Source organism: Synechococcus sp. RC10B2, assembly GCF_047502635.1.
Genome location: NZ_JANSHO010000041.1, coordinates 28,216 through 48,986, shown reverse-complemented (window position 1 = coordinate 48,986; position 20,771 = coordinate 28,216). Strand labels below are relative to the sequence as shown.

At 62.7% G+C, this 20,771-nt stretch carries 23 protein-coding genes and 2 pseudogenes; 13 read left to right on the top strand and 12 right to left on the bottom strand.

The window, feature by feature from the left end:
* Positions 1-39: 39 nt before the first annotated feature.
* From NW855_RS04940 to NW855_RS04925, 4 genes are all read right to left on the bottom strand, one after another.
* Positions 40-1,722, bottom strand: a complete 1,683-nt coding sequence (locus NW855_RS04940) for an AAA family ATPase (protein WP_414508459.1) — start codon at positions 1,720-1,722, stop codon at positions 40-42.
* Between the two features lie 26 nt (positions 1,723-1,748).
* Positions 1,749-2,090: an MGMT family protein gene (locus NW855_RS04935; RefSeq protein WP_414508458.1), complete on the bottom strand. Its 342-nt coding sequence runs from the start codon at positions 2,088-2,090 to the stop codon at positions 1,749-1,751.
* On the bottom strand, positions 2,071-3,294 hold the full coding sequence (locus tag NW855_RS04930; RefSeq protein ID WP_414508457.1) for a hypothetical protein: 1,224 nt from the start codon (positions 3,292-3,294) through the stop codon (positions 2,071-2,073). Before NW855_RS04930 ends, NW855_RS04935 begins: the two co-directional genes overlap by 20 nt.
* A gap of 70 nt (positions 3,295-3,364) precedes the next feature.
* Complete coding sequence (locus tag NW855_RS04925) at positions 3,365-4,633, bottom strand: TolC family protein (RefSeq protein ID WP_414508456.1); 1,269 nt, start codon at positions 4,631-4,633, stop codon at positions 3,365-3,367.
* A gap of 133 nt (positions 4,634-4,766) precedes the next feature.
* Here NW855_RS04925 and NW855_RS04920 point away from each other — a divergent pair, with 133 nt between their 5' ends.
* From NW855_RS04920 to NW855_RS04865, 12 genes and pseudogenes are all read left to right on the top strand, one after another.
* Entirely contained in the window at positions 4,767-5,903 is a 1,137-nt protein-coding gene (locus tag NW855_RS04920; protein ID WP_414508455.1) for a PEP-CTERM sorting domain-containing protein, read from the top strand.
* Between the two features lie 121 nt (positions 5,904-6,024).
* Entirely contained in the window at positions 6,025-6,741 is a 717-nt protein-coding gene (locus NW855_RS04915) for a phosphatidylserine decarboxylase (protein ID WP_414508454.1), read from the top strand.
* Positions 6,738-7,469 carry an HAD family hydrolase gene (locus NW855_RS04910; RefSeq protein ID WP_414508453.1) on the top strand — a complete coding sequence of 244 codons (732 nt, stop codon included), beginning with the start codon at positions 6,738-6,740 and terminating at the stop codon, positions 7,467-7,469. Before NW855_RS04915 ends, NW855_RS04910 begins: the two co-directional genes overlap by 4 nt.
* Positions 7,466-8,194 (top strand): cyanophycinase, encoded by a 729-nt coding sequence (locus NW855_RS04905; RefSeq protein ID WP_414508452.1) that lies wholly within the window; start codon positions 7,466-7,468, stop codon positions 8,192-8,194. The genes NW855_RS04910 and NW855_RS04905 overlap by 4 nt, the downstream gene beginning before the upstream one ends.
* A 127-nt stretch (positions 8,195-8,321) precedes the next feature.
* A complete protein-coding gene (locus tag NW855_RS04900; RefSeq protein WP_414508451.1) occupies positions 8,322-9,194 on the top strand; it encodes a DNA methyltransferase in 873 nt (290 codons plus the stop codon).
* A gap of 2 nt (positions 9,195-9,196) precedes the next feature.
* Positions 9,197-10,117 carry a hypothetical protein gene (locus NW855_RS04895; protein ID WP_414508450.1) on the top strand — a complete coding sequence of 307 codons (921 nt, stop codon included), beginning with the start codon at positions 9,197-9,199 and terminating at the stop codon, positions 10,115-10,117.
* Positions 10,114-10,623, top strand: a complete 510-nt coding sequence (locus NW855_RS04890; RefSeq protein ID WP_414508449.1) for a hypothetical protein — start codon at positions 10,114-10,116, stop codon at positions 10,621-10,623. The genes NW855_RS04895 and NW855_RS04890 overlap by 4 nt, the downstream gene beginning before the upstream one ends.
* A gap of 46 nt (positions 10,624-10,669) precedes the next feature.
* Complete coding sequence (locus NW855_RS04885; protein ID WP_414508448.1) at positions 10,670-11,842, top strand: VWA domain-containing protein; 1,173 nt, start codon at positions 10,670-10,672, stop codon at positions 11,840-11,842.
* A pseudogene (locus NW855_RS04880) lies at positions 11,843-12,085 on the top strand (SWIM zinc finger family protein); the annotation flags it as partial.
* Positions 12,086-13,291 (top strand): hypothetical protein, encoded by a 1,206-nt coding sequence (locus NW855_RS04875; RefSeq protein ID WP_414508491.1) that lies wholly within the window; start codon positions 12,086-12,088, stop codon positions 13,289-13,291.
* Between the two features lie 29 nt (positions 13,292-13,320).
* On the top strand, positions 13,321-14,160 hold the full coding sequence (nadC, locus tag NW855_RS04870; protein WP_414508447.1) for a carboxylating nicotinate-nucleotide diphosphorylase: 840 nt from the start codon (positions 13,321-13,323) through the stop codon (positions 14,158-14,160).
* 2 nt (positions 14,161-14,162) lie between these two features.
* Positions 14,163-15,236 (top strand): Clp1/GlmU family protein, encoded by a 1,074-nt coding sequence (locus NW855_RS04865; RefSeq protein WP_414508446.1) that lies wholly within the window; start codon positions 14,163-14,165, stop codon positions 15,234-15,236.
* Here the strand turns inward: NW855_RS04865 and NW855_RS04860 are convergent.
* The 8 genes and pseudogenes from NW855_RS04860 to NW855_RS04825 all read right to left on the bottom strand — a co-directional run bounded on the left by NW855_RS04860 (position 15,233) and on the right by NW855_RS04825 (position 19,627).
* Positions 15,233-15,643: a cytidine deaminase gene (locus NW855_RS04860; protein ID WP_414508445.1), complete on the bottom strand. Its 411-nt coding sequence runs from the start codon at positions 15,641-15,643 to the stop codon at positions 15,233-15,235. The genes NW855_RS04865 and NW855_RS04860 overlap by 4 nt on opposite strands.
* A complete protein-coding gene (locus tag NW855_RS04855) occupies positions 15,640-15,969 on the bottom strand; it encodes an FmdB family zinc ribbon protein (RefSeq protein WP_414508444.1) in 330 nt (109 codons plus the stop codon). The genes NW855_RS04860 and NW855_RS04855 overlap by 4 nt, the downstream gene beginning before the upstream one ends.
* Positions 15,969-16,895, bottom strand: coding sequence for an L-lactate dehydrogenase (locus NW855_RS04850; protein WP_414508443.1), 927 nt, complete (start codon positions 16,893-16,895; stop codon positions 15,969-15,971). Before NW855_RS04850 ends, NW855_RS04855 begins: the two co-directional genes overlap by 1 nt.
* Before the next feature lie 65 nt (positions 16,896-16,960).
* Positions 16,961-17,965 (bottom strand): phenylalanine--tRNA ligase subunit alpha, encoded by a 1,005-nt coding sequence (pheS, locus tag NW855_RS04845; RefSeq protein WP_414508442.1) that lies wholly within the window; start codon positions 17,963-17,965, stop codon positions 16,961-16,963.
* A gap of 8 nt (positions 17,966-17,973) precedes the next feature.
* Positions 17,974-18,327, bottom strand: coding sequence for a 50S ribosomal protein L20 (gene rplT / locus NW855_RS04840; RefSeq protein ID WP_414508441.1), 354 nt, complete (start codon positions 18,325-18,327; stop codon positions 17,974-17,976).
* Between the two features lie 13 nt (positions 18,328-18,340).
* Positions 18,341-18,538, bottom strand: a complete 198-nt coding sequence (gene rpmI / locus NW855_RS04835; RefSeq protein WP_414508440.1) for a 50S ribosomal protein L35 — start codon at positions 18,536-18,538, stop codon at positions 18,341-18,343.
* 49 nt (positions 18,539-18,587) lie between these two features.
* Positions 18,588-19,067 (bottom strand): annotated as a pseudogene (gene infC / locus NW855_RS04830) (translation initiation factor IF-3); the annotation flags it as partial.
* A gap of 44 nt (positions 19,068-19,111) precedes the next feature.
* Positions 19,112-19,627: a TlpA disulfide reductase family protein gene (locus tag NW855_RS04825; RefSeq protein WP_414508439.1), complete on the bottom strand. Its 516-nt coding sequence runs from the start codon at positions 19,625-19,627 to the stop codon at positions 19,112-19,114.
* A gap of 101 nt (positions 19,628-19,728) precedes the next feature.
* On the opposite strand from NW855_RS04825, the gene NW855_RS04820 reads away from it, so the two are divergent.
* Positions 19,729-20,766, top strand: coding sequence for a sugar phosphate isomerase/epimerase family protein (locus NW855_RS04820; RefSeq protein ID WP_414508438.1), 1,038 nt, complete (start codon positions 19,729-19,731; stop codon positions 20,764-20,766).
* Positions 20,767-20,771: the final 5 nt, after the last annotated feature.

Here is a 20,771-nt window from a genome sequence, read left to right as displayed (position 1 = left end):
CTCTCCGTCGCGGGAGAGTATACCATGACAGGCAACGGCTTAGATTACCGTGCGCCGCAAATCTTCGCCCGTCGCGCCTGGACGGATGGGCTTGACGCTGGCGACATACTCTGGCTCGTAGTCGATGAGCTTGAGCCAGTCCTCCATCACATCCGACTTGGGGAAGATTTCGTTCTCGCGGTACTCCATCTCGATGGCGCGTTTGAGGTCGTCAGTACGGATGCCGTGTTCGACGCTTGGCTCTTCGATGGCGCGGCGGATGGCAAGCTCTTTCGCGCGATCGACGACCGACTTGATGAGCGCGCCGCTGACCATATCGCGCCAGTAGAGCGTCTCGACGCCACCGTTGCGCAGATACACCTGCAGGAACTCGGTGTCGGGCGCCTTGCGCCAGAGGTACTGCACCGTCTGCTCAATCAGGCACTCGCGCGCTTCGGCGGGCGTATCGTACTCGCGCACGAAGTCGGGATCCAGCGGCAGAGTCGGCGTGAGGTAAATCCCGAAAATCTCGCGCGTAGCGTCGCGGTCAGGGCGGCGCACCTTCACCTTGCGGTCGATGCGCCCTGGACGCAGTATGGCGGGGTCGATATAGTCGGGGCGGTTGGAAGTGAGCATCACCACCACATTCTCCAGGCTCACCAGCCCGTCCATCTCGGCGCAGAACTGGGGCACGACCGTGTTGGAGATGTTGAGCCACCTGCCCGAACTGCGCGTGCGCAGGATCGACTCCGCCTCGTCGATGAAGATGAACACGAGGTAGCCCTCGCGCGCTTTTTCGCGGGCAATCGAGAAGATTTCGCGCACCATCCGCTCCGTCTCGCCCAGCCACATGTTCAGAATCTTGGGACCGCTGATATACATGAAGTATTCCTTCACGGGCTTGCCCATCCGTTCAGAATACTGGCGCGTGAGGTTGTAGGCGGTCGCCTTGCCAATGAGCGTCTTGCCGCAGCCCGGCGGTCCGTAGAGCAGGATGCCCTTGAGCGGCTGCTTTTCGAACCGCTGGAACACTTCGGGGTGCAGCAGAGGCAACTCGATGGTCTCGCGGATGAGCCGAATCGCCTCCTCCTGCCCGCCGATTTGGCTCCACTCGATGGGGGGTACCTCTTCGAAGTAGTAGTCGCGCACCTCTTGGTGGGGAATGTGTTCGATGGCGACTTTGTAGTTCGGTTCGAGGCGCACTTCGTCGCCGGGCTTAATCAGCACTTCCGACAGGTCCGTGGAGCGGAACACGATGCGCGAGGTCATCCCTTGCGGGTCCGACCCGACGCGCAGGCGATCCCCCTCCAGCACCTCTTGCACCTTCACAATCGGTCCCGCAGGGTGATAGCCCAAGTCGCCGATGACGGCAAACGCTTCGTTGACCTTCACGCGCGTGCCCACTTTGAAGTCGGGGTTCTCTAACTTGGGGTCGATGTTGGCATAGTATTCGCTGTCGCCCAGCGCGATCACCGCGACACCCTCATCAGGCTGGTTCAGAAAGACGCCGATGCGGTTCGCGGGGCTGGTCAGTTTCTGATACGCCTCCTCGTATTCCTGAATCGCCTGCATCGCTTCCTGCATCTGCTGCTCGTCGACTTCCAGTTGATGTTGCAGCAGGCGGAGCATTTGTCGCAGGCGCAGGTCGTCGCGAGGCGCGATACGCATAATCTCTTCCAGAATCGCCAGAGCGCGGATTTGCGTCTCGGGCAATTCGAACTCGTCGTCATAACGGCGTGCCATTCGGATAAGACCTCCTCACCATGATACTACCGCAATTGTACCTCGAAGGTTGCAGGCTCGGCGACATAGTCTGGGGTCATGGGTACGCGCCCATCGGGAGTGAAGGGCACGCCCTCCTGCTGCAGGAGCGATTTCTGGAGTTGGGCAAGCATAGGGTCGCGCTTGTGGATGCGCAGGCTGCCGTCGCTGCCGACCACGCGCCACCACGGGATGTCGTCCTCCAGCGCGCGAGCCATCAGGCGTCCCACTTGGCGGGGGGTGAGCGGCGGGCAGGCGCGCGCCGCCTGCCCGTAGCTCATCACCTTGCCCTGCGGAATCTGGCGCACCAGCGCGTAGACCCGCCGCGCGTTAGAATCGGTCGCCGACACTGCCGAAGTTGAACAGCACAATCAGGAGGTCGGCGTCGTCAACCGTGCTGTCGCCGTTCACATCGCTGGCGGAGTCGGAACCGCCGAAGTTGAACAGCACCTGCAACAGGTCGGCGTCGTCGACCACATTATCGCCGTTCACATCGCCGTTGGTGAGATCAAGGAAGTTCTGCTGCACGGGTCCCGACACATTGCTGAGGCTGACCTTCCGCGCCAGCCCAGGTGCGACCTGCGCCAGCACCTCAATGTTGCCCGACAGATCGATGGGCACGGCGTACTGCCCATTCGCGGCAAGCGTCGCTGTGTAAGTGCGAGTCTGGGTTCCCTGCTTCACGCGGATGGTGGCAGTTTTGCCTTCCAAGCTGCCTGTGTAGCCCGAAATCGTGATCCTGCCGTACAGCGAAGGCGTCGCGTTGCCGCCTAACTGCAGCGCAAAGGTCGCAGGGACGCCCCCCTGCAGCTGATAGGCTTCGTAGCCGCTGGCAGAATATTCAATAAAGTAGTCCAAGTTCAAGTCCGTGCCAGGCAGAGCGCCACACACCCACGCGCCAGGCGGCTCCACATAAATCCCCACATAACAGTTGAACCGCTGCTGAGGGTCAAGCGACTGATCCAGCACGCCACACTGCACAGTGAACACTTCGTTGAACGGATCGGCGTTCGTGGCAAGTCGCCACACGCCCGCCTGCGGCACATACAGGGTGTGCGGTCCCTGATTGCTGCGCAAAAAGGTATTCGGCGGATCGCTTGTGGGGTAGGGCGGTAGGTCATCATCAGAGCCTGTCCAGAAGCCCTGAATAGTGTAGTAGCCAGCGAACGGGAAATAGACCGCAATCTCCACGCGCCCGATGCGGAACCGCCCCACACCCGCAGGGTCGAACATACGCCGAATGTTCGCATCGTCCAGCACGATGTTATAGCTTTCGTAGGCGTAGTACTGCTGTTGCCCAGTGGATGCGGGCATGCGTCGGTACAGCAGCACATCCGAAGCGGGGAAAAAGTCGCCCGCGTCGGGCTGCCAAGTCGGCTTAGGCGGAAAAATCGCGGGCGTAAGGTCGCCTTTGCGAAGCACCTTCACAATCTGCACATCGTCCAGTCGCTCGATGAGTTGCCACCCGCCAAGCGGTTTCCACGAGTTGTTCTGTGCGGACAGTTGACCCACCAGCGTCGTCAGCACGCCTGCCACAATTAGCAATCGTCTCATCAGTGCGCCTCCTTCAATCGTTATTATACACCAAGTTTTTGACAGCACACCATCCCCGCAGGGTTCCCCGTTATGGCTCTTCGGGCAGCCGTTCGCCTGTAGCGACACGCAGTTGCAGTTCGGCGACGGCGGCGTCGTAGGTCGCCTGCACGAGGTTCGTCTCGGCGGTAATCAGCGCGAGCTGCGCCGTCAGCACCTCCACAATCGTGCCGACCCCCTCGCGCAGCGATTCTTGCGCCGCGTCGAAGTTGCGTTGTGCGGCGGCGACGGCGATTTTGGACGCCTCCAGCCGCTCGAACGCCTCGCGTATGCTCAGCAGCGCGCTCTCCACTTCGGCGTAGGCGTCGCGCTCGGCTTGCTGCAGGCGGAACTGTGCGCTCTGCAGGCTCGCCTCCGCCTCGCGCAGGCTCGCGCGGGTCAGCCCGCCGTCGAACAGCGGGTACGAAGCGACGATGCTCAGGCTCCCCTGCGTGCGACTGTTCGGCTCGTACTCGCGGAAGCCGCGCGCGCTAATCTGCAGGCGCAGCAGGCTGTTCAGGCGTGCGGCGTCCAGCCCAAGACGGCTGATTTGCAGGCGCAGTTCGGCGTCGCGCAGGTCGGGGCGCCGCAGGCGGGCGCGCTGCCAGAGTTGCTCGACGCTGAGCGCGGGGTCGGGGCTGGGCGGGGCGTCGGGCGCGGTCAGTTCGGGCAGGGGCTTCTGCGCCTCCCAGCCGATGAGTCGCTTCAGGTCGGTCTCCGCCAGGCGCAGGGCGTTGCGCGCCTGAATCTGCTGCACGCGGGCGTTGGCGAGGTCAGCCTCCGATTGTAGCACATCTTTTTGGGGCGCGGCGCCGACCTCTGCCTGCGCTTTGGCGACCTCCAGCAGCGTCTCGGCGCGGCGCACAGCGGCGTCGGCAACCTGCAGCAGCTCCTTGCGGCGCAGTACCTCGTAGTAGGCGCGCGCGGTCTGGAACAGCACGCGGCGCAGGGTCTCGCGCGTGCTTTGGCGCGTGGCTTCCACCGTGCGCGAACTCTGGCGGATGCGCAACTCGCGTTGCCCGTTGTCCAGCAGCAGCCACTCCAGCCCGAAGCCGTTCTGGCGCTGGGTCGTGTCGGCGATTGCGCCTCCACCCTCGATGCGTGTGCGGGTCGTGCTGCTGCTGATGTCAATGCTGGGGTACAGATTCGCGCGTGCGGCGGCGAGGCGGGCGTCGGCGGCGTCGATCTCGGCGAGCGCGGCGAGCGCCAGCCCGTTGTTCTGCAACGCCAAACGCAGCGCGTCTTCAAGTCTCAGCGACTCCTGCGCATATGCCGCAACGACCGCCAGCAGCCCGATGCAGAACACAAGGCTCGGTTTCATCACTGACAGGGTTCGACGCACGGGGGTGGGTTCCTGTTCACAGGCGAGCGCGGTCTTTCACACTCCCCCGAAAATGTGGTATAATTAGAGCATCTCCTCGCCTTGAAACCGCGCGCAGGGCGAAAGGAGGTGAATGATGCGACGAGGTACGCAGATTCGGATGCAGGCGCTTATGAGCGCTGCGCTTGTGCTGTTGCTTGCGACCACAGGCTGGTCGCAGTCCCTGACTTGGCTTGGCACGCTCGGTGGCAATCAAGGCTGGGCTCGAAGTGTCTCCGCCGATGGGCGTGTAGTGGTCGGTACATCTGACACATCTGAAAATCTCGGTCAATTCGGCGCAAGGCTGCGACGCGCCTTTCGCTGGGAGAATGGTGTGATGCACGATCTTGGCTCACTGGGTGGTCGTTGGAGTAGTGCTTTTGGCGTCTCCGCCGACGGGCGTGTGGTGGTCGGTTCAGCTACGAACGCCTCATACACTTGGCGCGCCTATCGTTGGGAAGATGGCGTGATGCAAGACCTTGGCTCACTGGGAGGGGCTGTGGTCTTCGCTTTCGGTGTTTCCGCCGATGGAAATGTAGTGGTCGGGATGTCTGCTAACACTGAAGGCTATGGACGCCCCTTTCGCTGGGAGAGTGGTGTGATGCACGATCTCGGTACCCTGCAAGGCGGTTATAACGGCGATGCTTTTGGCGTTTCTGCGGATGGCTCGGTGGTGGTAGGCTGGTCTGAAAACTTTGAGGGGTGGAAACGAGCGGTTCGTTGGGCGAATGGTGTGATACAAGACCTCGGCACGCTGGGTGGTCTCGCAAGTGCAGCCAAAGATGTTTCCGCCAATGGATCTGTAATAGTAGGCTGGAGTTACATAGATGAGGAGCAATTTCGCGCCTTTCGGTGGGCGGACGGCGTGATGCAAGACCTCGGTACGCTGGGCGGCTATGAGAGTGTCGCAGATGGCATTTCTGCCGACGGAACCGTTGTGGTTGGCTGGAGCCGAGATGCTACTGAGCGGAGGCGTGCCTTTCGCTGGACATCGACAGGCGGGATGGAAGACCTCGAAATCACCTATGCCAGCTTACTAACTAATGGCTCGTATCTCCTTGAGGCGTATGACATCTCTCCTGATGGACGCTATATTGTAGGATGTGGCTATAATGCGGCTACAGGGCGCATCGAGGCTTTCCTGCTGGACACGGTACCCGAACCTGCGAGCCTGCTGGCGTTGGGCGCAGGGCTAACAGGACTGCTCAGACTGCGCCGACGCACACGCTAACTTCGATTGCCCCAGCCATCTCCCCAATTGCGAAGGGGGAGAGGGCAACCCGCCTCCCAAGACGATGGCGGCGTACCTTGCGGAAAGTTGAGGGCAGGGCACAACGGGTACACTATACCGCGTGCGTATCCCTGCGTGGCTGAAAGTGGCAGCGGGCGTCGGCGCGGCGGTCGCAGGCGCGAACTGGTTTTTGCGCAAGGTGTGGTTCTACCGCGACCCGTTGCGCATCCCGCCGCCCGACCCGAACCTGATTCTCGCGCCGTGCGACGGCAAGGTGGTCTACATCCGCCCCGTCAGCGCGGACGGCACGGTCTTCGCCGAGAAACTGGGGCGCGCCATCCCCATCATCGAAATCACCCGCGCCGACTGGGAAGGCGTCGCGCCCGAAGGCTGGCTAATTGGCGTCTACATGAGCCCGCTCGATGTGCATTACAACTACGCGCCCATTGCAGGCACGGTACGGCGCATCGTCTACACGCCCGCCCGCGCCAACCTGCCGATGGTGGACTTGTGGGAGTATGTGAGCATGGCGTGGCTGCGCCGCGCGGTTGACCTGCTGGGCAAGCGGTATCACCTGCAGAACGAGCGGCAGACGATTTTTATCGAAGGCGAGCAGGTGCGCGTCGCGCTGGTGGAAATCGCCGACAAGTTCGTCAACAAAATCACGACCTATGTGCAGGAGGGGCAGTGCGTCAAGCCCGCGCAGAAACTCTCGTTTATTGAGCGCGGCAGTCAGGTAGACCTTGTAATCTTCTCGCGGGCGGTGGAGATTCTCACGCACACGGGCGCGCAGGTCTACGGCGGGCAGACGCCCCTCGCGCGGGTGCTATCGCCATGAGAGAGACGCCCTTCGGTCAGGTGCGAGCAGTCGGCTTCGACTTGGACGACACGCTGTGCGTCTATATGCCTGTCGCCGTGCAGGCGCGTCGGGCGATGATGGAGCGCTACCTCGCGCCCCAAACGGGACTACCCATCGAGACGCTGGATCAGCACTACAAGCGAGCGTTTCACAGCGTGCTGGAAGAACTGCACACGGAGCGGTGGTATCCGCTGTACCTGCGGGAGGGTCGCGCGACGCGCACGGAGACCTTCCGCCGCCTGCTACGAAGCCTGAACCTCGACGCCGACGGGCTGGCGGAGCGCATCAGCAGCGAGTACGCCGCCCTGCGCGAGCAGATGCTGCACCTGCACGAGGAGACGCTGGAAGTGCTGCACGGGCTGCGGGAACGCTACCCGTTGTTCGTCATCACGAACGGTCCCGCCTACGAGCAGCGGCGCGAGTTGCAGGTGCTGGGGCTGGAGGGGCTGTTCGATATCGTTGCGATTGAGGGCGAGGTAGGCGTTGGTAAGCCGCACGCGCCGATTTTCGAAGGGGTGCAGCGCGAACTGGGGCTGCCCAGCGAGCAGATTCTGTTTGTGGGCAACTCGTGGGCGCACGATGTGCAGGGCGCGCTGAATGTGGGCTGGCGCGCCGCGTGGGTGAACCGCGAGGGCGAGCCGCACCCCGACCCCCAGAGCGGCGTGCCCGACCTGCGCGACCTGCGCCCGTTGCTGGAGTGGCTATGAGCGGCGCGGTCATCTTGGCGGGCGGGGGCAGCACACCGCCCGAAGTGCCCCAGACGATGCTGCGGCTGGCGGGCGGCGCGAACGCGCGGATTGTCATCTTGGCGCATACGCAGGCGGATGTCGCGCGGGGCGGGCAGCGAACTGTCGCGTTTTTCACCGAGAACGGCGCACAGAATGGCGTCGCGCCCGACACGCTGGACGCGGGCGAACTTATCGCGCTGGTACAGTCGGCGCGGGGCGTTTGGATCCCCGGCGGCGACCAGAACCGATTCATGGAGCGGTTGGGCGGTTCGGCGGCGTTGCTGGAAGCGATTCGGGGCGTCGTGGCGCGGGGCGGGGTGGTGGGCGGCACGAGCGCAGGCGCGTCGCTGATGGGCGCACGCATGCCCACAGGCGACCACTCGCCCGACGGCGACCTCAAAGTCGGCGCAAGCCCCACCGCGCCCGCGATTGGCGTACTGCCGAACGCCCTCGTCGACCAGCACTTCCTCAAGCGGCAGCGGCTGCCGCGCCTGCTGTGCGCCCTGCTGGAGCATCCGAGTCTTGTCGGCATCGGCGTCGACGAGGATGCGTGGGCGCTGGTGCAGAAGGGCAAACTCACCGCCTATCGCGCGCAGGTGGTGGTGGCGCGTGTGCGCCAAAAGCCGCGCCAACACGAGCGCATGCTGGGCAGCCGCGACATTCGGCTGCACATCCTGCTGCCCAACGATGTGGCGCAGGTGTAAAATGCTAACCGATGTTCGCCGAGTATTTATGGAGTTGAGTTTTCCACTTTCAGAAGCCGACATCCCTCCGTGTGCAGGTATAATGAGCCTCATGCAAGACTCCCAGTATACTCTGGAGGAGACGCTTGTGCCCACGGACCTTGAGCCGCTGTATGCAGAGCAGGCGGCGGAGGCGTCCGCGTTGTACACAACAAAACGCGCGAACGACCTCGACGGGGCGACTTGGACGCGCTATTCCATCTCCATCTGGAGCGATCTGCGCAAGAACGCAGAAGAGGCTGCGCTGAAGCACCCTGCGATGTTCCCGATGGCGCTGCCCGCGCGCCTCATCGAGTGCTTCACACGCAGGGGAATGACCGTACTGGATCCGTTTATGGGAGTGGGCAGCACGCTGCTGGCAGCGAAACGACTGGGCAGGCACGGCATCGGTATTGAACTCAACCCTGAATACGCGCAAATTGCAGAGCAACGCCTGAACACCCTCACCCTTGAACAGGAGTGGGCAGACGATTCGTGCGCCGCAACGAGCCGCGTCTATGTAGCCGACGCGAATGATATTGACCAACTGGTCGCCCCTGAGAGCGTCGATCTTGTCGTTACCTCGCCGCCTTATTGGGACATCCTGCTTGAGAAACGCACGGCGGACTACAAACCGATACGCCACTACGGCGACGAAGAGAAAGACTTGGGCAAGATTCGCGATTATCACCAGTTTCTCGGCGCGCTGCAAGCAATCTTCCGAAAAGTTCACGCTGTGATGAAACCTGGCGCTTACTGCTGTGTGGTCGTCATGGATATTCGCAAGAAGAATCGGTTCTACCCGTTCCACAGCGATTTAGCAAGCAGCCTTGAGGAAATCGGCTTCGTTTACGACGACCTGATTATCTGGGATCGTCGTCATGAGTATAACAACCTGCGTCCGTTAGGCTATCCCGCTGTGTTTCGCGTGAATAAGGTTCACGAATTCATTCTCATACTACAGAAGGCGGAAGGGAAGTAGAGATGGACTACTTTGACGCCGATGTTGCCTACTTCGTCGGGCTGATTGTCGCCCGAGGACAACTCATCGAACAGGGCGACGACCGCCGAATCATCATAGAATTCCCCACTTCAGCGCTCACTGTAGAGGGAGTGAACACAGCTTTCGACCAGTCAGTAGAGACGAAACTGGGACTCGTGGACATCGCGTCCCGCCTGCGCAACCTGCTCGAGACGGATGTGGACATAATCAGCAGTCAGGAGAGCCACCGTCTGCTGGTGCGCTTTATGCGCCCCAACATGATTTGGCGCAATCTTCGCATGATTCTCGGGGATGCAGTGCATTTCGGCGCGTTTAGAGTTCCTCCAATTCTCCTCGAGCCGCAAACTCCCTCAGAGTGGCGCCGCGAGTTCGTGCGCGGATTTGCAGATGTGGCAGGGAATGTGCGCAAAGCGAATCGGTATGTGGATGGAAGAAATCGCGTGCGTCTGGATGTTCTCAACTACAAGGATAACTGGGAACTGCCTGTGCAGATTTGCCAACTCCTGCAAGACTATCTCCAAGTACCTGTCCAACTGATTACCTGGGGGCACCCAAACTTGGGGCGCGACTTCCGCGAACACCAAATCAATATATTTGTTGTACCCTTTCTGAAGATAGGGTTCAGTTTTCGGCATAAGCAGCAGGTACTTGAGGAACTTGCGCGCTTAGATGAGCAGAACTCTGGCAAGTCAAGGTACAATTTCTGCCCTGGAGAGCGTGCTATCCGCCAGACAAAGTCCCCAGATGAGCGTGAAAATGATGAGCGTCTACCAGACGCTCTGCGTGGCGAACACTTCGATGCTTACTGGCAAATATGCCGTGCGTTGGGCTGCCCGAAGCGACTCCAACAGCAGGATGATAGCTATCAAGAGGATGTGGAACAGGAGGTAGCGGAGTCTTGAAATACGCCAAAGAAAGCCAAATGTATCCTGATATCGCTAAGTGGCTTCAGAGCTATCTTACACAACGCTATGTCGGTTGGCAGATTCATACGCAAGTCTGTGCCACTCAACGCCTGAACAAGGTTATTCAAGCAATCGGGATACAATCTCGCTTACCCCAAGAGTACCAAACTTGGGATGTGCAAGCAGACATTGTGGGCGTGGTGTCCTCTTCAACTGAAGTAGCTTTAGTGTTGGTGGAGTGCAAAAACAAGCCGATCACTTTGGGGCATCTTTCGCAAATGATTGGGTACTGTAAAGTGGTCAAGCCGATTATTGGGCTGATGTTGTCGCCAGCTGGGGTTTCGCCTCCTCTGTGTAAGCTTATTCAGGTCTTTGGTCGCACAGATATTCTGGTCTATGACTCCCCTGCACGACGCGCCAAGAGGAAAATTGTGTTAGCGCGCTGGGATGCTGAGGCGAAATCGCTGGATGCCGCCTCCGTTATCCCCGCAGGTGAACTTTAGCGTGCATAGAGCGCGCCAAAAACGATAGCAGGTATACTCTGGACGCATGTCCACCCGTGACGACGCGCTGACGCGCTGGCGGCTGATTCTGGGACGGCGCGCGGAGCAGGCGAACCCCGCGTTCCGCCTTGGGGGCAAGGGCGAGCCGAGTGAATCGGGCGACGCCCCCTTGCAACGCGCCCTGCCCGCAGGGATGGGGCTGACCGCGCTGGATCGCGCGCTGAGCTTCGTGTACGACAGCAACGAACGCTTCGGCGGCACGGGCGACTCCGCGCCGTATGTCCCCCAGTGGCTGGAGCAGATGCGCGCGCTGTTCAACCAGTCCACGCTGGCGATGGTGCAGCGCGACGCCTTCGAGCGCACGGGGCTGGCAGAGCTACTGCTGCAGCCCGAAATCGTGCCGCGCCTGCAACCCGATGTGCGCCTTGCCGCAACCATCCTGAGCTTCAAGGAGCAAATCCCCGACGAGGTGAAACAAACCGCCCGCGACCTCATCCGCCAAGTGGTCGACGAGCTGCGCCGCAAACTGGAGACGCAAATCGTGCAGACCGTTATCGGCGCGCTGCAACGCAACCGCTACTCGCCCATCCGCAGCGCACGCAACCTCGACTGGCGGCGCACCCTCAAAAGCAACCTCAAGAACTACCTGCCCGAACGCAAGACGATTATCCCCGAACGACTCTACTTCTGGGCGAACGAGAAGCGCTACCGCGACTGGCAGATTATCATTCTGGTCGACCAGAGCGGCAGCATGGCGAACTCGGCGATTTACGCGAGCCTGATGGCGTGCATCTTCGCCTCGCTGCAGGTGCTGGAGACGCACTTGGTGGTGTTCGACACCAGCATCGTGGACTTGACGCCGTACCTGAGCGGCGACCCTGTGGAGTTGCTGTTCAGCCTGCAGTTGGGCGGGGGCACGGATATTGCCCAAGCGGTTGCCTACGGCGCAAATCTGGTCAAGCGCCCTGAAAAGTGCATCTTCGTGCTGATTACCGACCTTTACGAGGGGGGCGACGAAGCCGCGCTGCTGACGCGCCTGCGCGCCCTGCGCGAGAGCAAGGTGCAGGTGCTGTGCCTGCTCGCGCTGGAGGACGGCAAGCCTGCGTACCACAAGACGCTGGCGCGACAGGTCGCTGCGCTCGACATCCCGACCGTCGCCGCCACGCCCAACAAACTGCTGGAACTGATGGAGCAGATTCTGAAGGGGGTGCGCCGCTGAATGACGCCGATGACGCTGGACGAGGTGCGCGCGCTGTGCGATATGGCGACCTACCGCAACGCCGAGCAGATCGCGGCAGGCGACCAGTTGCTGCACTTGGCGCGCTCGGACACGACGCTGTACGCGCAGGTGCAAGGCTCCAAGCCCTACACGGTGCGCATCGAGTTCAAGGACGGCGCGCCGAGCGCGAAATGTACCTGCCCCGCCGCACGCTTCAGCAAGTTCTGCAAGCACGCGATTGCCGTGCTGATTGTGTGGGCGCAGTCGCCTGAACGGTTCGCCTACGGGCAGCAGACGCTGGTGGAGACCCCGCCTGCCGCGCCTAAGCGCGGGGCTAAACGCGCCGCCAAAGCGACTGCCGAACGCGCCGACCTGCAGACGCAAGCCCTCGAACAGACGCTCCGCCTCGCCCAAGAACTCGCCGAACGCGGCGCAACGGGCGTGCAGGAAGCGTTCCTCAAGCAACTGCTCGACAGCGCGGCAAACCTGCAGTCGCTCAAGACCCGCCGCCTGCAACAGCGCATCGAGACCCTCGTGCGCCTGATCGAAGCCGCGCGCGAGAATCCCCCTTCCGAGCAGGACTACACCCGCGCCTTTCTGGACTTGTGGGTCACGGCGCGCGCCATCGAGGAGCATTTCGCTGAGCGACGCCCCCTGCCCGAAGAGCAACTGGAAGAGATGCTTGGGCGCACTTGGCGCGACAAGGACTTCGCCATCCGCGAGAACCTGCGCCTGATGGAGCTTGCCTACGAGAACATCGAGCTGGCGACGGGCTTCCGACTGGACATCAGCACGCTGCTTGACCTCGATTCGGGCGAGTTGCTGCGCGAGATTAAGATTGTCCCGCTGCGCTTGGGCAATCGTGAGGCGCAGGCGTTCAAACCGCGTCGTGCCGAGCCGTTTCTGGCGACGCGCGTGGGGGTCTACCCCGGCTATGCGCCGAAGCGCATCAAGATTTACGACGCGCAGCCGCTGAGCGAGCTGCGCGACGCACTAACGGCGCAGGCGCTCCAGCACGCCCAGACCGAGTGGCAGCCCCTGCTGGAACGCTACCTCCAGCAGCGGCTCGACCCGTTCGCCCCGCGCGAGATGCCCTGCCTGGTGCGCTATCACGCCATCGCGTGGCAGGACGGGCAAGCGTGGCTGGCGGACGCGCAGGGACAGCTTGTGCCGCTGGCAGTGCTGACGCGACCCCTCTGCCTCCGACTGATTGCAGAGGCGGAGCAGTGGGCGCAAGCCGAGGCGGAACTGCTTGGCGCGATAGTCGCAGGCGTCACGCCTGCAATTCCTAAGCATTTCCCACACGAGGAGGCGTTGCTGCGCCACTCGTGGGACGCGCTGTTTGGCTACCTGGAAGGCGAGGACGCGGTCTACTTCCGCCCCATAAGCGGGCTGCACGCGCACGGCGTCGCGCCGCTGCTGTTTCAAATGCAGTACCGCGAGTATTGACGCCGCCTACTGGGGTATACTTCGGCTGCATGACGCTGGATGTGCGCGCGGTGGAGACGCTCATCGAACTCGCCCTGCAGGAAGACCTCGGCGCGGGCGACTGGACCACCGACAGCCTGATTCCCCCCAACCATCAGACCCGATGCGCGATTCTTGCGCAGGCGGAGGGCGTCTTGTGCGGGGTGGAGGTCGCCAAGCAGGTATTCCAGCGGCTCGATTCGAGCGTGCGCTTCCCAGACGCGCTGCAGGACGGCGTGCGCCTCGCGCCCGATACGCGCGTGCTAACGCTTGAGGGCAACACGCGCGCCTTGCTGAAAGCGGAACGCACCGCGCTGAACTTTTTGCAGCACCTGTCGGGCGTCGCCACGCGCACGCGCCTGTTCGTGGACGCCGTCGCGGGCACGGGCGCGCAGATTGTGGACACGCGCAAGACGACCCCCGCCCTGCGCCTGCTGGAGAAGTACGCCGTGCGCATCGGCGGCGGGCGCAACCACCGCGTCGGGCTGTACGACGGCATCCTCATCAAGGACAACCACCTCGCCGCGCTGGGGGGCGATATTGCCGAAGCCGTGCGCCGCGCACGCCAGCATGCGCATCACCTGCTCGCCGTCGAGGTGGAATGCACGACCCTCGCGCAGGTGGAACAAGCCATCGCTGCGGGCGCGGACGGCATCCTGCTGGACAACATGCCCATCGAGACGCTGCGTGAGGCGGTGCGCCTTGCCAAAGGGCGCGTGCGCTTTCTGGAGGCGTCGGGCGGCATCACGCTGGAGACCGTCCGCGCGGTCGCCGAAACGGGCGTGGACTACATCTCCGTCGGCGCACTCACCCACTCCGCGCCCATTCTGCCGATGCACCTGGAGTTTTAGCCATGCGCTGGCGCGAACTCTACCCCGAATGGCAGCAGGCGGTGGACGAACTGGTCGCCAGCCGCAAGACCGTGCTGGTGCTGGGCGGTATCGATTCGGGCAAAACCACCTTCTGCTCGCTGCTCCTTAAACTCAAGCATCAGGCGGGGATGCAGGTGGGCTTTGTGGACTTGGATGCGGGTCAGACGACGGTCGGACCGCCCGCCGCGTTCAGCAGCGTGGTGATACGCAAGCCCTACGAGTTGCTGCAAGACCTGACGCCCGACAGTTTGGCGTTTCTGGGCGATGTGTCGCCCGTGCGCCATGGGGCGCTTGCGCTGGCGGGGGCGCGGCGCGTGTTGGACGACCTGATGCCGCTCCAGCTCGACAGCCTGGTGATTGACACCGACGGCTACATCGGCGGCTGGCACGGACGTGCCTACAAACTGATGCTGATTGACCTCTTGCGCCCGCAGGTGATTGTCGCGCTGCAGCGCAAGGACGAACTCGCGCCGATTCTGGACGCCTTGCGCCGCCGCGCCGACTGGAACCTGCACGAGTTGCCTGTGCCACAGGCGATTTTGCGCAAGTCGCCGCCGTTTCGCAGCCAACATCGGCGCGCCGCCTTCGCCCGCTACTTCGAACGGGCGCAGTCGCACACGCTCCCGCTCGAGCAGTTCAGTTTCATTGGCAGGCGGCTGGGCGGGGGGCAGCCGATTTCCGACGCGCGCCGACGCTACCTCGCCGACCAAGTGCGCGCCGAACTGCTGCACGCCGAGATGGTCGGCGACTCGCTGCACCTCATCGTGCGCCAGCCGCTCAGCGACGCGCAAATCGAAACGCTGATGACGCTCGCAAGCGTCGACAAACTGGTGATGCTGCCCCAGTCGGCGTATCACAATCTGCTGGTAGGGCTAATCGACTACACGGGGCGGTGCTACGGGCTGGGGCTGATCGAATCGCTGGACTTCAAGGCGCGCACGCTGGGGGTGCTGTCGCCTGTGCGCTCGGTAGACCCTGTGCGCTGGGTGCAGTTGGGCTACCTGCGCATCCTGCCCGACGGCACGGAACTCGGCGAACCCCTACGGGACGGTTAACCGCCTTCGGGCGCCAGCCGAAAGCCGTGTGGAATCAGGTCGGCAAGCGTGTAGCGGGCAATCACGCGGTCGGGCGAGACACCCCACACGGCGAACGATTCGGGCGCGTCGGCGAACTCCAGCAGCACTTGTCGGCACGCGCCGCAGGGGGTTCCGCCGTCGGGCGTGCAGACCGCCGCCGCTACGAGTCGCCGTGCGCCTGCCGCGATTGCGCTGAACACGGCGACGCGCTCGGCGCAGAGGCTCAAGCCGTAGCTGGCGTTCTCCACATTGCAGCCCGCGAAGACGCGCCCGTCGTCAGTCAGCACCGCCGCGCCGACGGCGTAGCCCGAATAGGGCGCGTAAGCATGCGCCCGTGCCGCGCGCGCCGCCTGCACCAACGCCTGCTCTGTAGGCGATAGGTTCATTCGTCGTCCCCTGCCGACTCGGCGGCGAGTTCCTCCTCGAAGATTTCCTCCATCTCGTAGGGGTCTTCGTCCATCGCCGCGCTCATCTCGCGCATGAAGCGGCGCATCGTTTTGGGGTCGTCGGGGTCGCCCGCAAACTCCATGCTGTCGGCGAGGTCGTCGAGCATCTGGTCTTCCGAGCGCAGGCGCGCCACGCGCGAGACGAGCCGCTTCGACTCCGTCGCGCCACAGGCGGGGCATGCCTGCGGCGCATCCCGCTGCGCAATCGCCAGCAACTTCGAGAACCGCTTCCGACACTTCAGGCAGCGATACTCGTAGAGTGGCATCAGCCCATCACCTTCTGCAGCGTCTCCTTGAGGACGCTTGCCGAAGTTTGCAGGGCGGCGCGCTCCTCATCCGAGACGCCGATTTCGATGATTGCCTCGACGCCCTTGCGTCCGACGCGCGTCGGCAGCGAGAAGCACACCTCGCTGATGCCCAACGCGCCCGTCTGCAAGGTGGACACGGGCAACACCTGATGCTTGTCCAGCGCAATCGCGTTCACGACCTGCGCGATGGAGACGCCCACCGCGTAGCCCGCGCCCCCTTTGAGGCGAATCGCCTCCGCGCCCGAATTTTTCGTGCGCTCAAACACGGCGTCCATCGCCTCTTTGCTGTAGCCGGGGTAGTCCTTCAGGGGTACGCCCGCGATCGTCGCGCAACTCCACGCGGGCACCATCGAGTCGCCGTGTTCGCCCAGAATCAGCGCGTCCACATCGGTCGCCGCCACGCCGAAATGCTCCGCCAGAAACGAACGGAAGCGGCAGGTGTCCAGCACCGTGCCCAGCCCGATTACGCGCTCGGCGGGCAGCCCCGACTCCTTGACCGCCAAGTAGGTCAGGATGTCCACGGGGTTCGAGACGACCAAGATAATCGCGTCGTCGGCAAGTGCGACGCCCTTGAGGTTGCCCAGAATCTCGCGAAACAGCCCGACATTGCGGTTGATGAGTTCCAGTCGGCTCTCGTCGGGGCGTCGGCGCAAGCCTGCGGTGATGATGACCATGTGCGCGCCGTTGAGGTCGGCGTAGTCGCCCGCGCGGAATCGGATGGGCTGCGAGTAGGCTGCGCCGTGCCGCAGGTCTAACGCTTCGCCTTCAGCGGCGTCGCGATTGACATCCAGCAGCAGCACTTCCGAGACCGCGCCGATAAGTTGCAGTGTGAACGCGGCGTTCGAGCCGACGCGCCCGCCACCGCCAACGATTCCTACCTTCATCGTGTTTACCTCCCGATGTCAGGGCGTTCGGCGAACGCCCCGTGTCCGTCGGGTGCGCCCGACGCTTACAACAGCGGAAACTGCTCCAGAAAGCGCAAATCGTTCTCCAGAAACAGGCGCAGGTCATCCACGCCGTACTGCAGCATCGGGATGCGCTCGATGCCCAGCCCGAACGCGAAGCCGCTGTAGCGCTCCGTGTCGATGCCGTAGCGCTCCAGAATATTGGGATGAATCAGCCCTGCGCCGCCGAGTTCAAGCCAGCCGCCCTTCCACGAGATGGCGAAGTCCACCCCAGGCTCCACGAACGGGAAGTAGTCGGGTCTAAAGCGCACGCGCACCTCTGCGCCGAACATCAGTTGCGCGAACTGCGTCAGCACGCCTTTCAGGTGCGCCATGCTGACCCCTTCGTCCACCATGAAGGCGTCCACTTGGTGGAAGGTGTGCGAGTGGGTGGCGTCCACATTCTCGTAGCGGTAGCACCTGCCGATGACGGCGATGCGGATGGGCAGGCGACGCTCGCCGCGCTGCAGTTGCTCGAAGATGCGCCCCTGAATCGAAGTGGTCTGCGTGCGCAGCAGGTAGCCTGGCGCGATGTGGAACGAGTTCTGCTCGTCCATCGCGGGATGGTCGTCGGGATAGTTCAGTGCGCCGAAGTTGTATTTGAAGTGTTCCAAGTCGTATCCGTCCACGAATTCGAAGCCCAGCCCCGTCAGGGCGCGTTTGACCCGCTGCATGGTCAGCGTCAGCGGGTGCAGGCGTGCGGGACGCATGGGCGCGCCGGGCAGCGTGATGTCCAGTCGCTCGGCTTCGATGCGCTGGACGAGTTCTGCCTGCTCCAGCGCGGCGCGTCGCTCGGCGAAGAGCCGCTCTAAGTGTTCACGCGCGGCGTTTACCTGCTGCCCGAACTGGGGTCGCTGTTCGGGGGGCAGGGTGCCCAGTTGGCGCATGAGTTGCCCAATCGCGCCTTTGCGCCCCAGATAGTGCGTCTCCACCGCCTGCAGCTCGGCAAGGGACGCCGCCTGCGCAATCGCGCGTTCCGCCTCGTCCAGAATCGGCTGGATGCTCTCCACGGCGACGCTTACGGGCTGGGGCGCACGGATTCCACGAGCATGCGGAACGCTTCGGGGTCGCGCACCGCCATCTCCGCGAGTTGCTTGCGGTTCACTTCGATGCCGCGCTCGGTCAGCGCGTGGATGAACTCGTGGTAGCGCATGCCGTGCATACGGCATGCGGCGTTGATGCGCGTAATCCACAAGCGTCGGAAGTCGCGTTTGCGCTGCCGTCGATCGCGATAGGCGTACTGCAGGGATTTCATCACCTGCTCGTTCGCCTTGCGGAACAGGCGGCTTTTTGCGCCGTAATAGCCTTCCGCGAGTTTCAGAATCTTCTTGTGGCGACGGCGGGTCACCGTACCGCCTTTCACTCGTGCCATGTCTGTCTCCTCCTTACTTGCCTGCCAGTAGGCGATTGATGCGCCGATACTCGCCCTTGAAAAGTTCGTCTTCCAGGTCGAGACGGCGTTTGCGTGCGGGCGACTTACTCAGGAACAGGTGGCTGTTCCCGGCTTTCTTGTGCATCAGTTTGCCCGTTGCTGTGCGCTTGAAGCGCTTGGCGGCTGTTTTGCTTGTCTTCATTTTCGGCATCGGTAGCACCTCCTGCTGATTTCGATTTCGCCGCAGGCTTTTTGGCAGGCGCAAGCACCATCGTCATCTGCCTGCCTTCCATCGTCGGCGGCTTTTCGATTACGCCGTACTCCTGCACTGCATCGGCGATTTTGCGCAGCAACGCTTCGCCCACTTGGGGGCGTTCAAACTCGCGGCTGCGGAAAATGACCACGAATTTTACCTTATCGCCCTCCTGCAGAAACTCGATGGTATTGCGTATCTTGGTTTCGATGTCGTGTGCGCCGATGGCGGGGCGCAGGCGGACGGTCTTGATGTCGCCGCCTTTTTGCTTCTTTTTGGCTTCCTTCGCCAGCTTCTCCTGCTCATAGCGGTATCGCCCGTAGTCCAGAATCTTGCACACGGGCGGGTTCGCGGTCGGCGCGACTTCCACCAGGTCTAAGCCCTGCTCTTGGGCGATTTTCAAGGCGCGGCGTGTGGGCATCACGCCCAACTGCTTCCCGTCCGAATTGATAACACGCACCTCGCGGGCGCGGATTCGGTTGTTGATCCTCAGTTCCTTCTGAATGGCTCCCTCACCCTCGCTTTGTTGGTCTACTCAATCAGCGTCTGCCCGAGCACGCGCAGGATGTCCTCCATCACTTCGGGCGCGAAGCCCTCCTCGGCGTAGCGGATAATGCCCTTCTTGTCCACGATATACATCGTGGGGAAGGCTTTCACGCGGGCGCGACGCTTCACTTCCTGCTCGTTCGGCGGGACGACGATGGGATAGGTCATCTTGTACTGCTCGACGAACGCGCGCACTTCGTCGGGCGTACCCGAATCGAGCGCGACGCCCACCACGACCAGCCCGCGGCTGCTATATTTGTCGTGCAGCTCCTGCAGGTAGGGGATCGCTGCGCGGCACGGTCCGCACCAAGTCGCCCAGAAGTCCACCAGGTACACCTTGTCCTGCTTGCCGCCGAGCTTGACCTCCTTGCCGTTGAGGTCTTTGAAGGTCATCTCAGGCATTTTCTGCCCGACGCGCAGCTGCGCACTCGACGGCATCGTCGCGTACAGAAACACGGCTAAGCCCAACAGTGCCACAGGTAATAAGTACCGTTTCATCATCGCCTCCACAAGCCTATTATACCATGCAGGCGCAGAATTCAAGTCGTTCGGCAGGAAACTCGCGCCGCGCGGGGAAATCCAACGGCGGAGGTACAACGACGATGGCGCGACCAGTGACTCTCTTTACAGGACAGTGGGCAGATCTGCCCCTTGAAACGATGGCGCAGAAAGCAAGTGAGTTCGGCTACGACGGGCTGGAGTTGGCGTGCTGGGGCGACCACTTCGATGTCGAAAAAGCCCTTACGCACGACGGCTACTGCGAGTCGCGCTGGGAGATTCTGGAGCGATACGGCTTGAAGTGCTTCGCGATTAGCAACCACCTTGTGGGGCAGGCGGTGTGCGACCCGATTGACGCGCGGCACAAGGCGATTTTGCCTGCGCGGGTGTGGGGCGACGGCGACCCCGAAGGCGTGCGTCAACGCGCCGCCGAGGAGATGAAAAACACTGCCCGCGCCGCCCGCAGGCTCTTCAACTGCGCCCCCGACGAGGTGAAGCGACAGCTTACGCGCGTGGTGGTCAACGGCTTCACAGGCAGCAGCATCTGGCAGTATCTCTACTCGTTCCCGCCCAACCCGCCCGACTTGGTGGAGAAGGGCTTCGCCGACTTCGCCGCGCGCTGGAAGCCGATTCTGGATGTCTTCGCGCAAGAGGATGTCTACTTCGCACTGGAGGTGCATCCGACGGAAATCGCCTACGACATCGTCACGGCGGAGCGTGCGATTGAGGCGGTGGGCGGGCATCCGCGCTTCGGCTTCAACTACGACCCCAGCCATCTGGGCTATCAAGGTGTGGACTATGTGGCGTTCATTCGGCGTTTCCGCGACCGCATCTTCCACATGCATGTGAAGGATGTCTGGTGGTCCGAGACGCCGCGCTTGTCGGGCGTGTTTGGCGGGCACTTGAATTTCGGCGACTCGCGTCGGTACTGGGACTTCCGCTCGCCGGGGCGCGGCTCGGTGGACTTCGAGGAGATCATCCGCGCGCTGAACGAAATCGGCTATCAGGGACCGCTCTCCGTGGAGTGGGAAGACAGCGGGATGGATCGCGAGCACGGCGCGCGTGAGGCGTGTCAGTTCGTGCGCCATCTCGATTTCGAGCCGTCGCGCGTGGCGTTCGACGCCGCCTTCGAGCGCGGGTAGGGCGT

Bases quoted from the DNA above. Each gene is read 5' to 3' on its own strand.
- NW855_RS04940 (WP_414508459.1), bottom strand. From the start codon at position 1,722: ATGGCACGCCGTTATGACGACGAGTTCGAATTGCCCGAGACGCAAATC.
- NW855_RS04930 (WP_414508457.1), bottom strand. From the start codon at position 3,294: ATGAGACGATTGCTAATTGTGGCAGGCGTGCTGACGACGCTGGTGGGT.
- NW855_RS04925 (WP_414508456.1), bottom strand. From the start codon at position 4,633: ATGAAACCGAGCCTTGTGTTCTGCATCGGGCTGCTGGCGGTCGTTGCG.
- NW855_RS04920 (WP_414508455.1), top strand. From the start codon at position 4,767: ATGATGCGACGAGGTACGCAGATTCGGATGCAGGCGCTTATGAGCGCT.
- NW855_RS04910 (WP_414508453.1), top strand. From the start codon at position 6,738: ATGAGAGAGACGCCCTTCGGTCAGGTGCGAGCAGTCGGCTTCGACTTG.
- NW855_RS04905 (WP_414508452.1), top strand. From the start codon at position 7,466: ATGAGCGGCGCGGTCATCTTGGCGGGCGGGGGCAGCACACCGCCCGAA.
- NW855_RS04895 (WP_414508450.1), top strand. From the start codon at position 9,197: ATGGACTACTTTGACGCCGATGTTGCCTACTTCGTCGGGCTGATTGTC.
- NW855_RS04885 (WP_414508448.1), top strand. From the start codon at position 10,670: ATGTCCACCCGTGACGACGCGCTGACGCGCTGGCGGCTGATTCTGGGA.
- nadC (WP_414508447.1), top strand. From the start codon at position 13,321: ATGACGCTGGATGTGCGCGCGGTGGAGACGCTCATCGAACTCGCCCTG.
- NW855_RS04865 (WP_414508446.1), top strand. From the start codon at position 14,163: ATGCGCTGGCGCGAACTCTACCCCGAATGGCAGCAGGCGGTGGACGAA.
- NW855_RS04860 (WP_414508445.1), bottom strand. From the start codon at position 15,643: ATGAACCTATCGCCTACAGAGCAGGCGTTGGTGCAGGCGGCGCGCGCG.
- NW855_RS04855 (WP_414508444.1), bottom strand. From the start codon at position 15,969: ATGCCACTCTACGAGTATCGCTGCCTGAAGTGTCGGAAGCGGTTCTCG.
- NW855_RS04850 (WP_414508443.1), bottom strand. From the start codon at position 16,895: ATGAAGGTAGGAATCGTTGGCGGTGGCGGGCGCGTCGGCTCGAACGCC.
- rplT (WP_414508441.1), bottom strand. From the start codon at position 18,327: ATGGCACGAGTGAAAGGCGGTACGGTGACCCGCCGTCGCCACAAGAAG.
- rpmI (WP_414508440.1), bottom strand. From the start codon at position 18,538: ATGCCGAAAATGAAGACAAGCAAAACAGCCGCCAAGCGCTTCAAGCGC.
- NW855_RS04825 (WP_414508439.1), bottom strand. From the start codon at position 19,627: ATGATGAAACGGTACTTATTACCTGTGGCACTGTTGGGCTTAGCCGTG.
- NW855_RS04820 (WP_414508438.1), top strand. From the start codon at position 19,729: ATGGCGCGACCAGTGACTCTCTTTACAGGACAGTGGGCAGATCTGCCC.